This is a genomic window from Haladaptatus sp. SPP-AMP-3, from assembly GCF_049568665.1.
GTDB classification, from domain to species: Archaea; Halobacteriota; Halobacteria; order Halobacteriales; family Haladaptataceae; genus Haladaptatus; species Haladaptatus paucihalophilus.
This window is the reverse complement of sequence record NZ_CP145897.1, coordinates 1,364,736-1,379,547: the sequence shown is the minus strand read 5'-3', so window position 1 is coordinate 1,379,547 and position 14,812 is coordinate 1,364,736. Positions and strand designations below refer to the sequence as shown.

The window sequence follows — 14,812 nt, the reverse complement described above, 5'->3', positions numbered from 1 at the left end:
AATTCACGCGCTATTTCCGGTCGAATCGACGGGATACGGCAGATTCGTGAATGACACTTGATATATTCGTGTCGTGTAAATACCGACAGAATACGATTCCGCGCGGTCGCCGACGGAGCTACCGGACGAATCCGTCGAGGGCGGTGGAGAGGAGGGGACCGGTGTTTTCGAGTTCGTCCTCCAGCGCGTAGTGGAGGTCGGCGAGCAGGTCGGCCTGTTCGGTGTCGGCGAGGGTGTGGGTGGGGTGGACGCTAGTGTCCGAACCACCGTCTCGGAGGTCAACGAGGTCGAACCCGAGGAAGAGGGATTTGTGGTCGCGGTGGAAGCCCGAGCGCGAGACGCCCGCTCGGTCGCACCACTCGGCGGCGGTGAGCCACTCGCCCCGACGCTCGACGAGGACGGCGAACAGGTCACACCGCGCTTCCGAGCCGAGCACCTGCGACAGCGCCGGACTGAACTGGTTCGCGCGCATCGTGGGGAAGAACTACCTCGGAAGGAGGAACGAATCCCAGAAGACCGTTCTGTCGCACGAGTCGAACACGAAGAGCGAAGGATGCATGAAAAACTACGAGTAGCCCGCGCCGCTACCGTTTCACAGCAGTCCGCCGCCCGCACCGCCCGCACCGACCGCCGCCCGCACCGACCGCCGCCCGCACCGACCGGCACCGACCGGCACCGTCACCCAACACCATGAAACGGTATCCATCGATTCCGCGCGCCGACGCCGCATCCACCCTGTTCGAACGAGGCCACCTCTGGATTCAGGAGAAGATAGACGGCTGGGGTGTCCGCTTTCAACTGCAGGAGTCCGGCGCGATTCGCGTCGGCGACCGGGAACGGGTCTACGAGGCCGGTGAACTCCCTGCTCGATACCAGCATCTGATTCGACACCTCCGGGAGAACCTCGACCGCGGGGCGTTGCGCGCCGCGGTCGGCGACGTCGAATCCGTCGTCTTCTTCGGCGAAGCGACGGTCAAACGAACCATCGACTACGAGTGGCGTCGCACGCCGTCGTTTCTGGGCTACGACATCTGGGAGACGAACGAGGAGCGGTTTCTCCCGCCGGATGCCGTCGAGAAGGTGTACGAACGACTCGGGCTCCATCCCGTGAATACCGTCCAAAAGGAGGTTCGAGCGGTCGATTTCGACCCCGACGCATACGAGATCCCGGAGTCGAACTGGTACGACGGGGCCGCGGCGGGCGTCGTCATCAGAAACAAGACGGGCGAGCGGGCGGAACTCACACACCCGAACGTGGAGGCGACGGCGCACGTGGAACCCGTGGAGGGACCCGCCGAGGAAGTCGCAACGGAACTCGCGACCGACCGCCGGTTCCGGACGGTTGCGACGGAAGTCGAAGCCCGGAACCGAGCGGTTACGGTCGAGACCCTCTACGACCGCGTGTTCGAGGACATCGTTCGGGAGGAACACGACCGTCTGTTTCACGACGCCGCGGACTTCGACGAGGGGGCGTTCCGGTCGGAACTCGCGGCGCTTGCGAGCGAGTTCGTGGCCGAACGTTCGAACCAGTGGTCAAATGAGTGATAGTCGGGGAGCACCGCGTAAACGGCTCCAATACCGGATGAGCCACGTCCCGCTCCGGCCGTTCTGTTCGATGCCGCTTCGGTTGTGAAACCGGTCGCGGATAGCGGTGAGCGTGTTGTAAAATCGACCATTTATTTCGATTCACGGAAAATTCACGATGAGAAGTCGTAATCGGACGACACGACGAGCAGTGGATTCATGACCGTGCCACCCATTCTATCCCTCAACGACCCTCGTTATCGAGGGGGATGGTTCAATGACGTCATTTCCCGACAATCGGACGTCGCAGAACGTCACGGGGTTCGACGCCCTCGTGTCGAGTTTCGGTGATGATTCTCGGTCACTTGCGAAGCTGTTCTCGGCGTTAGACGACGCGGTGTTCGCGTTCGCGTTCCGGAACAAGGAACCCCTCTCGTGGTGGTCCGACCGCGTGGCCGACCTGACCGGACGTTCCGATACCGACCTCGCCTCACAGCGGGCCGACGCCCTCGTGACCGAATCCGACCGCGAACGCTTCGATGCCGCGTGTACCACGGCGCTCGATGAGGGCAACGCCACCGTCTCCGTCGGTTTTGTTACGGCAGACGGGCCGGAACGCTCCGGTGACTGCCACCTGGTTCGACTCCCCGAAAGTGACCGTCTCTTCGGCGTCGCCGAGCTGGGCGAGGAACCACCCGAATGGACGGCGCACGAACGCGACCTCGAACGGTACGAAACGATGTTCGACACCGTCAACGACGGAATTTACGCGCTGGACGACGAGTTCTATCTTCTCGCCGTCAACGAAGCGATGGAGGAGTTGACGGGGTACAGTCGGGACGAACTCGTCGGCGCTCACGGGTCGCTCATCTCGGACGAGGAAACCGTCTCGGAAGCATTTCGACAGCGCGAACTCCTTCTCGACCGCGAGAAGGACGTCGGCACGTACGAAATCGAAATCCGGACGGCCGACGACGAGACGGTTCCCGTCGAAGTGCGATTCACGTCGGTTCCGTCCGAGGACGGGTCGTTCGAGGGGACGGTCGGAGTCATGCGCGACATATCGGAACGGGTCGAGCGCGACCGGCGTCTCCAACTCGAACGCGATCGAGTCGCGGCGTTGTTCGAGGATTCGGGCGACGCGACCGCCTACTGTGAGTACGACGGCGACGTTCCGATGATAAAAGCGGTGAACGCCGCGTTCGAGCGGACGTTCGGCTACCCCGAAGACGAGATGGTCGGTCGCTCGATAGATGACGTCGTTCTGCCGACGGAACTCGCCGCGGAAGGGAACGCTATCAATCGTCGGGTGAAAGCAGGGGAGTACATCGAGGACGAGGTCAGGCGCGAGACGGCCGACGGCGTCCGGGACTTCTTCCTGCGGTCGATTCCGGTTCACCCCGGCGAATCCGGCGAGCAGTCCTACGCCGTGTACACCGATATCACCGAGCAGAAAGAGCGAAAGCGCGAACTCGAAGAGACCAAGACGCGCCTCGAATCGGTCGTCGAGAACGTTCCGGTCATCCTGTTCGCGCTCGATGCCGACGGGCGGTACACCCTTTTTGAGGGCCGTGAGTTGGCGGCATTCGATACGTCCCCCGAAGAGGTCATCGGCGAGTCGGTTTTCGACAGGCTCTCCGAATGTCCCGACGCTATCGCCGACGTCCGGCGGGCGCTCTCGGGAGAACCCGTCAACGCCGTCCACGAACTGGAAAACCTGCATATCGAGACGTGGTTCCAACCGATGCACGACGAGGAGGACGTGGTGACGGGTGTCATCGGCGTCTCGATGGACGTCACCGCGCGGATGCGTCACGAGCAGGCGCTCACGGCGTTGCACACCGCGACGCAAGAGATGCTCGAAGCGTCCTCGACGGAGGAAGTGGCACGAATCGCCGCCGACGCGGGTGCGTCGGTGCTCGACCTCCCCGGCGTCGTCGTCTTCCTCTTCGACGAGGAGACGAACACGCTGGAACCGGTGGCCCATTCGGACGACGTCCCGCCGCTCGTCGGCCCGCCGGTTTCCTTCGAAGCGGGCGAGAGCATCACGTGGCAGGTGTTCGCCACGGGGGAGACGCGGGTGTTCGACGACGTTCGCGAGTCCGAACACGTGTACAACCCGGAGACGCGTCTCAGGAGCGGGCTGTACGTCCCGCTCGGGAACCACGGGGTGTTCATGTCCGTCGACGACGAACCGGGAACGTTCGAAACGGACGCCGTCGAACTGGCAACCCTCTTCGCCGCCACGACGCAGGCCGCGCTCGACCGAGTGAGCCGAGAGGCTGCGCTCCGCAAGCGGGAGCACGAACTCGAAGAACAGGCCGCTCGTCTCGAACGACTACACGAGACGACGGAACTGCTCCGCGACATCGAACATCTGCTCGTCCTCGCGGACTCACGCTCGGACGTCGTGGACGAAGTGTGTGAGCGCCTCGCCGCGACCGACCGATTCGCCATGGCGTGGGTCGGTACGCTCGACGAAGCGACATCGAAGGTCGTTCCGGAAGCGTGGTCCGGCGTGGAGCGCGGATATTTGGACAGCGTTTCGTTGGAGTTGGAGACGGACTCGACGGCGGTGGAACCGGCAGTGAGTACGGTGAAAAACGGTTCCCTCACGACCGTGACGAACGTCGCCGGGGGCGTCCAACGCGAGGCGTGGCGGTTCGAAGCGCTCACGCGGGGCTATCAGTCGGTTATCGGAATCCCGCTCGTCTACCGGGAGTATTCCTACGGCGTTCTGATGGTGTACGCGACGCGCTCGGATGCGTTCGACGCGCTCTCACAGGCAGTGTTCACCGAACTCGGAGAGACCATCGCGTACACCATCGACGCCCTCGAAACGAAGCGCGGCCTGTTGACCGACCGGAGTATCGAACTCGACTTTCGGGTCACTGACTCCGACGACTTGCTCCAACGACTCGCCACGAGCCTCGACTGCCGAGTCACCTACGAGGGTATCGTCAACGACGAGGAGACGGACCACCTCTTCATCACGGTCCACGGGGCGGATGTCGATGCTGTCGAGACGTATCTGGAGGAAGTCATCACGGTGGAACGCGGTCGCCCCGTGACCGAACACGACGACGAGGTGCTGTTCGAAATCACGGTGACGGAGCCACTCATTCCGTCGGTGTTCGGAGAACGCGGTGCAGTGCCCGAATCGATAACTGCCACCGAGGAGCGAATCCGGGCGGTCGTCACCGTCCCGCCCACGACGGAGGTCCGAGAACTCGTCGAGACGCTCCGGACGCGCTACTCGGGGCTCGAACTCGCCGCACGGCGCGACCGCGAACAGCCGGTACAGACGGTTCAAACCTGCCGTGCGGCCTTCGAAGAAGGTCTCACCGACCGGCAGCAACAGGTGTTGAAGACGGCCTACTTGAGCGGTTTTTTCGACTCTCCCCGCGGCACCACTGGGCAGGAAGTCGCGAAGTCCCTCGACATCACGCAACCGACGTTCATCAACCACCTCCGAACCGCCCAGCGGAAGTTGTTCGACCGGCTCTACGAGGTCGAGTAGCTAGGTATCTAGCGTCACTATCGGTATGGTACTGCATAGCTAGCTGGAACCACTTTACCGATACTTGTCTTGCCTCCGGTCGTGGAACGCATGAGTGACCGAGGAACTACCGCAACGATATCCGTCAAAAACGGACGTGTTAGCGAGGCCGTGATACGTGCCGTCGCCGACGCCGCCGAAGTCGACCCAGCCGATATGACACCACTGTACGATATCATCGACCCGGACGCGCTCGACAGACTATTCCGACCGACCCCATCGGTAACGCGAGACGTCGATTCCAGTGTCAGCTTTACCATGGACGGTTGTGAAGTGGTCGTCTCCGACAATCGAACCGTCTCCGCCACGCTCCTCTCGCAAGTAGAGGCATGAACGATACTCCCGGGATGGAGAAGCGGGACGGTCGCCGTGACGTCACCGTCACTCGGTCCGTGACGCCCGTCTGTTCCCACTGCGATAGCCCCATCGACACCACCGCGTGGTATCCCATCGTCACGGAAACGAAAGAGGACGGGTCGGTCGTTCTCCACTCGTTCTGCGACGAAGCGTGTCAAGCGGCGTGGAGCCGCGAATGAACCTCCGCTCGGCGTTCCCGGCGATTCGCTCGGCAGCGACGCTCACTCACCCCCTACCCAACAATGACGAGTACCAATGACGAACGAACCGAAGGACTCCGGTGTACCGAATACTCCGACGGATCGGCTCGGGTCGTACTGATGTACGCCCCGGAGAACTCGAACGCGTGGATTCGCTCCTGCGTCACCGCACCCGTCGAACGCTGACCCCGGCCGGTCGCTACCGGCCGAGGCGACTACCGGCGGCAGGTAGTCGGCAGCTATCGCGTGATTTCCATGTCGAGCGCTTCTCCGGCGACCGTCCAGTCCTCGTCGCCGAGGCTGTAGTGGCGGACCTCCGGCGTCGTCCACGACCCATCGACGCAGACGGCGCTGATTTCACAGCGCCGAATCTTCTCGTGTCGCGGTTCGATTTCCAGTCGGAAGCGGTCGTCGGGCGTGTAATCGATGGGGCTGGCCGGGCCTTCGAACGCCCGTCCGTCCTCGAGTTCGATACGAACGTGGTTCCCCAAGGTCACGACTTCCAGCGTCTCGGTAAACGATTCCATGGCAGGTGTACACGCGACGGACGCGAGTAAACGTTGCGATTTTATACCTATTATTCATTAATGATGTGGTTTCGACCCGACACACGAACCTTGATTACGACGGGCCGAAAGGATTCGAGAAATGAGCGACGGGGAGACGAACATCCGAGCGCTTTCCGAGACGACGATACAGCGAATCGCGGCGGGGGAGGTCGTCGAGCGACCGGCCTCGGTGGTCAAGGAATTAGTCGAGAACAGCCTCGACGCGGACGCTTCGCGGATTTCGGTGCGGGTCGATGGCGGTGGGACGGAGCGAATCGCCGTCACTGACGACGGCATCGGGATGAGCAGGGAGGACGTACAAATCGCAGTCGAGGAGCACACGACGAGCAAGATTCGGGACATCGACGACCTCGAATCCGGGGTCGCAACCCTCGGCTTCCGCGGCGAGGCGCTGTACACCATCGGCGCGGTGTCGCGGACGAAGATTCGAACGAAGCCGCGCGGCGGCGGGTCGGGCACCGAACTCCGCCTCGTCGGCGGCGACGTGGAGGGACTGGGACCGGCGGGCTGTCCCGAGGGGACGACGGTGGAAGTCGAAGACCTCTTTTTCAACACCCCGGCGCGCCGGAAGTACCTGAAGACCGATTCCACGGAGTTCGCCCACGTCAACCGCGTCGTCACCCAGTACGCCCTGGCGAACCCCGAGGTGGCGTTCTCGCTGGAACACGACGGGCGCGAGGTGTTCTCGACGACCGGACGCGGAAACCTCCAGTCCACCATCCTGTCGGTGTACGGTCGGGAGGTCGCCACCGCGATGATCGCCGTCGATGGCGGGGACGCGGTGGACGTCTCGGGATACGTCAGCCATCCCGAGACGACGCGAAGCACCCGCGAGTACGTCGCAACCTACGTCAACGGGCGGTACGTCCGCTCCTCGGTGGTTCGGGAGGCCATCCTCGACGCCTACGGCAACCAACTCGCACCCGACCGCTATCCCTTCGCCGTCCTCTTCCTCGACGTGCCCGCCGACTCGGTTGACGTGAACGTCCATCCGCGCAAGATGGAGGTCCGGTTCGGCGACGAAGCGCGGGTGAAGGCGGCGGTTCGTGACGCCGTGCAGGAGGCACTCCTCGACAACGGACTGGTCCGGACCTCCGCCCCGCGCGGTCGGTCCGCGCCCGACGAGACGGACGTGACGCCCGAACCCGTGCAGTCGGAACTCGGCGACGGGAACGAGGAAGGAGAAACGGACGCGAGCGGAGAGACGGCGGATTCGAACGCGGCAACGGCACCGAAGTCAGGGTCTCGAAACGTCGCGTCCGATTCCCACCGCACCGAACCCGCGGATACGGAAGCGACGGAACCGGACCGAACGACGTCGAGCGGCCACGGTTCGACCACCGGACGAACCGCGACCGAATCCCGTACGGAATCACCAACGAGCGGCGATTCTACGACGAACAGGACCGCGACGACGAACGGAAATTCGGCGACTGAGCGACGTTCCGCGGGAGGAAATTCGGCGGGGAAGGGTCCGGCGACGACCGACGCCGCCCGCGACCCGGAACGGAAGTTCAGCGCGCCGACGGCGACGACGACGCTCCCCGAAACGGGCGGGGAGGGAGCGAAAGAAGCGGACGAAGCCTCGTTCGAACGACTGCCGAGCATGCGAATTCTCGGGCAACTCCACGACACCTACGTCGTCGCCGAAACCGACGACGGCTTGGTGCTCATCGACCAGCACGCCGCCGACGAGCGGGTCAACTACGAGCGCCTCTGTCGGCAGTTCGCGGGCGATACGACCACGCAAGTCCTCGCGTCGTCGGTCAAACTGGAACTGACGGCGGCGGAGGCGGCGCTGTTCGACGATTACCGCGAGGCGCTGGCGCGACTGGGCTTTCACGCCGCGCTCGTCGATGACAGGACCGTCGAGGTGACGACCGTTCCCGCCGTCTTCGAGAAGACGCTCTCGCCGGACCTGCTCCGAGACGTGCTCTCCGAGTTCATCTCGGTCGAATCGGGTGACGCCAATTCGGCGGAGGCGGTCGCCGACGAACTCATCTCGGATTTGGCGTGCTATCCGTCCATAACCGGTAACACGTCACTTCGAGAGGGAGACGTGGTGAGTCTGCTCGCGGCGCTCGACGAGTGTGAAAACCCCTACGCCTGCCCGCACGGGCGGCCGGTGGTCATCGAGTTCAACCGAGGCGAGATAGAGGACCGGTTCGAACGGGACTATCCGGGTCACGCCGGACGGCGAGCCGAGTGAGTTGCGCGCGTACGCCCCGCAATTGTCCGATTCCGGACCGGTAAGGATAACCTTCATATCGGCTGGCCGAATGGTGCCATAGTATGGCACGCGGGACGAGTCAGGGAGGACTCACCGACGCAATACGCTACGATATCGCACAGTTACACACCGGATGGATGGCACTGTTCTTCCCGCGACAGCGACAGCAGTCCCACTCGGTCCTCGGAAAGTGGCAGCCACAGAGTACGACGGGGAAGGTCGCCTACGGCATTTGGAGCGTGGTCGGAACGGTCGTCGTCGCCCTGCTCTATCCCTTCGTCCTGTTCGGCTTCGCCGCGCGCTACTACACGAGTCGCATCGACCGAACGGCGGCGAGCCTCGGGGTGCTCGGCGTCATCGTGCTCTCGGTGGTCGTCTGGGGCGGCTTGGCGGCGCTGGCGAGATATCGCTTCTCCACGGAGGGGTTCTACGCGGTCGCCGCCGCCGGTGGCGTGGCGACGGTCGCGGCGGTGTTCTCGTACCTCACCAGCAGATACGGGGGTCGAATAACGACGGTGCTGTTCGCCTACCCGTCCGGGATGACGGCTCTCTTCCTGCCACCGGTCGTCGCGGCGTTGTACTCCCCGTCGCTCTCGAACGTCATCTTCCCCAACAGCACGAACCTCGCGGTGTGGTTGCTGAACAACGTGCTCACCTATCGCGGCATCGACGAGATACTCCGGGCGCGCTTCGACCTCGAAGGACTCGCCTACGTCGGCATGTGGTTCGGAATCGCGGTGCCGGTCGGTTGGGTCCTCGGGTTCTTAGTGACGCTGGCGAATCTCATGCGCCCGAAATCGGAGTAACGCTTTTCCGTCGGTCGCCGAACCGTCCCGTATGGAGTTCAATTTACCCGTGACCGCCGCAGCACTGGTGGCAATCGTCGCCATCGGTACGGCGGGCCTCATCGGGATGGGAGCCATGGCGACGAGTACAGTGCTGATGATGGTGACACCCTCGATGCTTGTTTTCGGCCTGATAGCGCTCGCCCTCGGCGTGAAACACGGAGAGTACCGCGCGACGAGATAGCGGACCCGAATCGTTCACTCGACCCGCCCGACGGCGAGGATGTGGTTCGACAGGTCGGCAATCGTCGGATCTTCCCGAAGCGTTTCGACGACTTCCGCGACGGTCTCCTGTGCCTCCTCGTCTATTTTTTCGAGGTTCGCTCCGAAGTTCGAGGCCGGGCCTTCCAGTCCGGCGACGACTTCGACGGCGATGCCGCGGTCTTCGAGGAGACGGCGGAGTTCGTCGCTCCGGAAGAAATGACACTCGACGAACGACGGGTCGTCGATGCCGTGTTTCGCTATCAGTTCCGGCGAGTAGTCCCGCGTTTCGACCACGTCGGGCAGTTGTCGAACGCCCACCCCGAAGTGCGGCGCGCTCTTGATGAGGTTTTGGACGACGGCGACGAACCCCATCACCGAGACGAAGACGGGAGCGTCTGATTTGGCGACGCGACGGAGTTCCCGAACCGCCGCGTCCCGCCCGTCGGCGTCGATGACGTGCGAGAGCGGGCCGCCGAGACAGAGCGTCGCGTCGAACCGGTCGTCGGAAAACGGGAGGTCACGGATGTCTCCGCGCTGGACGCTGACGCGGGATTCGAGGTCGCGCTCCGCGACGCGCTGTCTCGCGATGGCGACCTGTTCGGCCGAGAGGTCGAGCACGGTGACGTCGTATCCCTTCTCCGCCAGCCAAATCGAGTACCGTCCCGCGCCCCCGCCAGCGTCGAGGACGTGCCCCGATTCGGGCAGGAAGCGGTCGAGATAGCCGGTCGTATTCTCGAATTCGAGGGAATTCTTGAACGACTCTTCGAGGCGTTCCCACTCGCCCTCGCTCAACCGGTCGTAGTAGTTCGCCGGGTCGATGCGGTTTCGCGGGTCGTTCGTCATCCGATATGTCGATTCGAATGGTGAAACAAAAGCCATTTTTGTGAATTGGTACCGTGGAACGGGCAGTGGAACGTCGAATCTACCGACGACTGCCGTCACGGAGCGTACTCTCGTAGCTTCTACCTCGAACTTTGTTCTACAAAGTACATTCTATTGCAAACATTTATGGGTCGGAGCGCCAACAGTGGGGACGAGATGTCAACGGAATCGAAATCCAACTCGGGTCACATCTACTCCACGGGAATCTCCGGGAGCGGGTGGGTTCGACAGATGTGGGCGTTCGTCGACCGCAATTTGCGCGAGATGCGTCGGAGTCTGGCGGTCCTGGTCTGGTCGATGGGCTTTCCCGCGGGATTCTATCTGCTGACCATCAACGTGTTCATGCCGACCGATCAAATTCCGGCGGACACGTTGCCGACGGTCAAGGCCACCGTCGCGGTCGGGTACGGGATGTTCGGCGCGACCGTGGTCTGTCTGAACGTGTTCGGCCAGCACCTCGTGACGGACTTAGAACAGCACCGATACGCGCAGTTCCGGTCGTTGCCGATACGGTCGTCCGCCGATTTGGTAGGGCGACTCGTCGCCGGAGAGCTGTTCGGCCTGGCCGCGTTCGGGTTCGTCCTCGGCGTGAGCGTCCTCACCGGGGCGGAGTACACGCTTCGAGGGCTCGGCGCGGTTCCGGTACTCCTCGTCGCGCTCCTCCTGTCGAACCTCGTCTGGCTCGTGCTCGCGCTCGGCATCGCCACGCTCGTCCGCGAGGCGCGCTACGCCAACATCATCTCGATCTCCGTCGCCATGATGGGCTACTTCCTCACCGGCTACAACGGCACCTCGCCGGGGATGTTCTCCGGCGACCCGACGCTGCTGAACCTCCTTCCGAACACGCTCGCGGCCCGAATCGCTGTCTACCAGTTGCTCGATATCGGGGATTGGAAGCAGGCGGGACTCGCGCCACCGGCGATGCCGAGCGACCCGGCGTCGCTCGCGTTGCTTGCCGGGTACGGTGTCGTCGTGCTCGTCGTCGGATTCGTCGTGACGAACCGGGTGCTGTATCAGCGACGCTGGCTCGGGAATGAGGGAGGTTCCGGCGAATGACAACCGCTATCGAAGCGAAAGACATCGACAAGTCGTTCGACGGGAACGACGTGCTCGAATCGGTCAGCGTCGACGTGGAAGAAGGGGAAGTGCTGGTTCTGCTCGGCCCGAACGGCGTCGGCAAAACCGTCCTGCTGTCCTGTATGGCCGGGAGCATGCGGCCAACCGATGGGAGCGTGTTGGTGTTCGGCAAACCGCCCCAAGCGGCGTCGAACGTCGGCTTCCTCTTGCAGGAAGCGATGGGAATCGACTCCCTCACAGGTCGAGAGAACATCCGGTTTTACTCGCGTCTCCATCCCCGATTTACCGACCGCTGGGAGAAGTACGTCGAACGCTTCGACGTGGTGGATGCGCTGGACAAGCCGCTCGAAGACTGTTCGGTCGGGATGAAACGCAAAATCGAGTTGGCGATTACCTTGAGCATCGACGTCCCGGTGTACCTGCTCGACGAACCGACCGCCGGTCTCGACCTCTCGATGATACAGACGCTCCACGGAGTCGTCCGCGAGCGCGACGCGACGTTCGTGATTTCGAGCCACCTGCCCCACGACGCCGACTTGGCCGACAGACTGGCGTTCGTCAACGACGGCCGCGTCGTCGCTACCGGCACCCCCAAAGAGATGCTCTCGTCGCTTCCCCCCCGTGGCGCGCGTGATGGGTATCGAGACGGGGAGCATCCTCTCCGAGCACGTCGTCGACGAGCGCGTGTTCAGCGACGGGGGACAGACACGCGGATTCGTCCCGGACGGGCAGAGCGTCGAGGAGATAGCGAAGCGAATGGAGGTGGATACGGGCGGCGAGGCGGTAACCGAGGCGACGCCGACCTACACCGACCTGTTCAACTACTACGTCCACCTCTCGGAGGGAGAGCGATGACCGAAACCGAGACGCAAACGGTCGACGACGTGCCCGACGATGTCGACGTGACCCGACTGAAACGGGACATCGAGGGTATCAAGGACGCCATGGGTATCGAGGAGCGGTATCCCAGCCTCGTCAGACTGTGGTTGGTGTTTGCCGCGCTCGTCCTCGTCGCGTCGCTCGCATCCCAGTACGTCCTCAGCGAACGACTTCCGGCGTACTGGTTCGGCGTCGTCTGGTTCGGGTTGATGGCTACCGGCGGCGTCGTCAGCTGGTACCTCGGGAGGCACGAACGGGGTGGGCCACCCCGCGAACTGCCGAACGTAGGCTACCAGTTCGGCCTCATCTTCTGTGCCGGACTCGTGATTCAACTCGTCACGAACCCCGTTTTGGGCGATTTGGGGTACGTCGACGGGACGCTGTACGTGTTCAGCATCTGGACTTCGTTGACGGGGATCGGCTACCTCGTCGAAGCCAACAGCCTCCGCGCGTATCGGATTCGACGCAAAGACAGGCTCGCCCTGTCCGTCGGCGGCGTGTTGATGGTCGCGTACGTCCTCCTCCTCTCCTACTGGGAACCGCTTCGGCCGTGGGGATACGCCGCCTTCGGCGTCTCGTACTTCATTTATGCCGTCGCCGCCTACGGAATCCTACGCGGGGCATGAACTTCGACAAACTCGTCCACCAGCCGACACGGTTGCAATTGTTCGCCCACCTCTACGCGCACGGGGAGACGAGTTTCAACGACCTCAAGACGGCCTTGGACGTGACCGAAGGTAACCTGAGCAGCCACCTCGGACGGATGGAGGACGCGGGCGCCGTCGAAGTGACGAAGGAATTCGTGGATAAAAAACCCCGGACGACCTACCGACTGTCCGACGAGGGACGGGGGCTGTTCGAGGAACACGTCCAGACGCTCGAAGCACTCCTCGACGGCCTCGACACCTGACGAGCGAACGGCGAACGGACGTGAGCCGTGAGCGATAGGTCGAGGACACGACCGCACGAAATCCGCCGTTTACGCAATCGTCGGGAATGATTACGCAATCGTCGGGAATCGAGAGACCACACAATTCCCGGAAGTCAGCAATCGACACAACCGTCAGAAACGGCGTTCCGCACAACCGAAAAATCAGCAGGCGACACACCCACCAGTCGCTAGCACACCCAACGAAAGACTTCGGTCTTTCGAGCGATCACAATCGCCTCGCGGTTGTGAGACACCGGAAAATCTCCGATTTTCCGGGCCGACGACCGAATGGAGACGAACGACTCGCGTGACGAGTCGTTCGTCAAAATGAGGGAGGAGTGCTTTTGGTTCAGCTTTTACAGGAAATGCGAGGGAGAAAGCTCCCTTGTTCCTTCACGGCTTCGCCGTGAAGATGCCCGTGGAAGCGCCGACGGTTGCCGTCGGCGCTTCCACTTGCGAGCGTCGTAAAAGGTGGGTCTTACATGTAACCCAAGTCGCGCAGGCGCTCCATCAGGTCCTCTTTGTCCTGGGCGCGGCCCGCGCGCTCGGTGGTGTTCTCCATGTCCTGCAGCCAAGCCGGTTCCTGGTCGCTTTTCTCGGTGCTGATTTCGCTGCCGAGCGAGCGGAACCCTTCGAAGTACTTGGGTGAGACGGGGATGTCGTCCTGCGTGAGGTCGTTCGGCAGGTCGTCGAAGCCTTGCGGGACGTAGCCGTCGTCGGGGTAGTCCTCCACGGTGTCCGGGACGACGAAGTACCAGAACGCGTCCCAGACCGCGGGTTCGTCGAAGTGGAGGATGGGTTGAACGCGGTCGTGCGGCGGGTAGATTTCGGGGTCGTGGCGCGGGCTGAAGAACGTCTCGTCGGCGCGGGCTTCCTGTTCGTCCCAGCGGACGCCGGAGATAACGCCGTCAACGTCGTACTCTTCGAGCGCGTCGTTGAGCGCGACGGTCTTCAGCAGGTGGTTGCCCACGTACGTGTCGAGGAGGAACGGGAACGTGTCCTCCTCGTATTCGAGGAGTTCCCGGACGTGGTGTTGGTTGTGCTCCGAGAGCGCGTCGATTTCGATGTCGTCGCCGGGTTCGAGGTCGTGTTCGTCCACGTAGCCGCCCACGTCCTCGTTGCGGGCGTAGATGACCTCCAAGTCCCACTCGTCGGCCCAGTAGTCCACGAAGTCGTGAATCTCCTGGAAGTGCTGGTAGTGGTCGATGAACACCGCCGGGGGGACTTCCAAGTCGTAGCGCTCCGCGACTTCCTTGATGAAGTAGAGCGTGAGCGTGGAGTCCTTACCGCCGGTCCACATGACGGCGGGGTTCTCGTACTCTTCGAGACCCTTGCGCGTGACGTCTATCGCCTTCTCGATCTTGTCTTCGAGCGAGGGATAGTCTTCGGGGTTCTCGCCTTCGCCGTCCGTGTAATCCACGTCGAGGTAGTCGGGGAAGTCGTTTGCCATGACGTGTAATTAGATATAATTAGGTCGCTAAAGTGCTTTTCGGCTCGGCGTGAGGAACCATTTAAAATAATCAAACTGATACGTCTCGTTTTCGAGCCGCGGCTC

Annotated in this window: 14 protein-coding genes; 10 read left to right on the top strand and 4 right to left on the bottom strand. The window is 62.8% G+C overall.

Annotated features, from left to right (window positions below):
• Positions 1 to 118: 118 nt before the first annotated feature.
• The gene (locus tag V5735_RS07830; RefSeq protein WP_423745849.1) at positions 119 to 472 is read right to left on the bottom strand and encodes a hypothetical protein; all 354 of its coding nucleotides are present in this window, start codon (positions 470 to 472) and stop codon (positions 119 to 121) included.
• Between the two features lie 218 nt (positions 473 to 690).
• Between V5735_RS07830 and V5735_RS07825 the strand changes: the two genes are divergently transcribed.
• From V5735_RS07825 to V5735_RS07810, 4 genes are all read left to right on the top strand, one after another.
• On the top strand, positions 691 to 1,545 hold the full coding sequence (locus V5735_RS07825) for an RNA ligase family protein (RefSeq protein ID WP_423745848.1): 855 nt from the start codon (positions 691 to 693) through the stop codon (positions 1,543 to 1,545).
• A gap of 256 nt (positions 1,546 to 1,801) precedes the next feature.
• Positions 1,802 to 5,044, top strand: coding sequence for a PAS domain S-box protein (locus V5735_RS07820; RefSeq protein ID WP_423745847.1), 3,243 nt, complete (start codon positions 1,802 to 1,804; stop codon positions 5,042 to 5,044).
• 90 nt (positions 5,045 to 5,134) lie between these two features.
• Positions 5,135 to 5,416: a HalOD1 output domain-containing protein gene (locus V5735_RS07815; RefSeq protein WP_423745846.1), complete on the top strand. Its 282-nt coding sequence runs from the start codon at positions 5,135 to 5,137 to the stop codon at positions 5,414 to 5,416.
• On the top strand, positions 5,413 to 5,619 hold the full coding sequence (locus V5735_RS07810; RefSeq protein WP_423745845.1) for a DUF7576 family protein: 207 nt from the start codon (positions 5,413 to 5,415) through the stop codon (positions 5,617 to 5,619). The genes V5735_RS07815 and V5735_RS07810 overlap by 4 nt, the downstream gene beginning before the upstream one ends.
• A gap of 260 nt (positions 5,620 to 5,879) precedes the next feature.
• On the opposite strand, the gene V5735_RS07805 is transcribed toward V5735_RS07810, so the two are convergent.
• Positions 5,880 to 6,167: a hypothetical protein gene (locus V5735_RS07805; RefSeq protein ID WP_423745844.1), complete on the bottom strand. Its 288-nt coding sequence runs from the start codon at positions 6,165 to 6,167 to the stop codon at positions 5,880 to 5,882.
• Positions 6,168 to 6,288: 121 nt separating this feature from the next.
• On the opposite strand from V5735_RS07805, the gene mutL reads away from it, so the two are divergent.
• The 3 genes from mutL to V5735_RS07790 all read left to right on the top strand — a co-directional run bounded on the left by mutL (position 6,289) and on the right by V5735_RS07790 (position 9,468).
• The gene (gene mutL, locus V5735_RS07800; protein ID WP_423745843.1) at positions 6,289 to 8,418 is read left to right on the top strand and encodes a DNA mismatch repair endonuclease MutL; all 2,130 of its coding nucleotides are present in this window, start codon (positions 6,289 to 6,291) and stop codon (positions 8,416 to 8,418) included.
• Positions 8,419 to 8,501: 83 nt separating this feature from the next.
• A complete protein-coding gene (locus V5735_RS07795; RefSeq protein WP_423745842.1) occupies positions 8,502 to 9,245 on the top strand; it encodes a hypothetical protein in 744 nt (247 codons plus the stop codon).
• Positions 9,246 to 9,276: 31 nt separating this feature from the next.
• Positions 9,277 to 9,468 (top strand): DUF7333 family protein, encoded by a 192-nt coding sequence (locus V5735_RS07790; RefSeq protein WP_423745841.1) that lies wholly within the window; start codon positions 9,277 to 9,279, stop codon positions 9,466 to 9,468.
• Between the two features lie 14 nt (positions 9,469 to 9,482).
• Here V5735_RS07790 and V5735_RS07785 read toward each other — a convergent pair whose 3' ends face one another.
• Positions 9,483 to 10,331: a class I SAM-dependent methyltransferase gene (locus tag V5735_RS07785; RefSeq protein WP_423745840.1), complete on the bottom strand. Its 849-nt coding sequence runs from the start codon at positions 10,329 to 10,331 to the stop codon at positions 9,483 to 9,485.
• A 195-nt stretch (positions 10,332 to 10,526) separates the two neighbouring features.
• Between V5735_RS07785 and V5735_RS07780 the strand changes: the two genes are divergently transcribed.
• The 3 genes from V5735_RS07780 to V5735_RS07770 are packed head-to-tail and all read left to right on the top strand — an operon-like array spanning position 10,527 to position 13,236.
• Positions 10,527 to 11,426: an ABC transporter permease gene (locus tag V5735_RS07780; RefSeq protein ID WP_423745839.1), complete on the top strand. Its 900-nt coding sequence runs from the start codon at positions 10,527 to 10,529 to the stop codon at positions 11,424 to 11,426.
• Complete coding sequence (locus V5735_RS07775; protein ID WP_423745838.1) at positions 11,423 to 12,952, top strand: ABC transporter ATP-binding protein; 1,530 nt, start codon at positions 11,423 to 11,425, stop codon at positions 12,950 to 12,952. The genes V5735_RS07780 and V5735_RS07775 overlap by 4 nt, the downstream gene beginning before the upstream one ends.
• Positions 12,949 to 13,236 (top strand): winged helix-turn-helix domain-containing protein, encoded by a 288-nt coding sequence (locus V5735_RS07770; protein WP_423745837.1) that lies wholly within the window; start codon positions 12,949 to 12,951, stop codon positions 13,234 to 13,236. Before V5735_RS07775 ends, V5735_RS07770 begins: the two co-directional genes overlap by 4 nt.
• A 499-nt stretch (positions 13,237 to 13,735) precedes the next feature.
• Here V5735_RS07770 and V5735_RS07765 read toward each other — a convergent pair whose 3' ends face one another.
• Positions 13,736 to 14,707 (bottom strand): phosphoadenosine phosphosulfate reductase family protein, encoded by a 972-nt coding sequence (locus tag V5735_RS07765; protein WP_007982366.1) that lies wholly within the window; start codon positions 14,705 to 14,707, stop codon positions 13,736 to 13,738.
• Between the last annotated feature and the right edge of the window lie 105 nt (positions 14,708 to 14,812).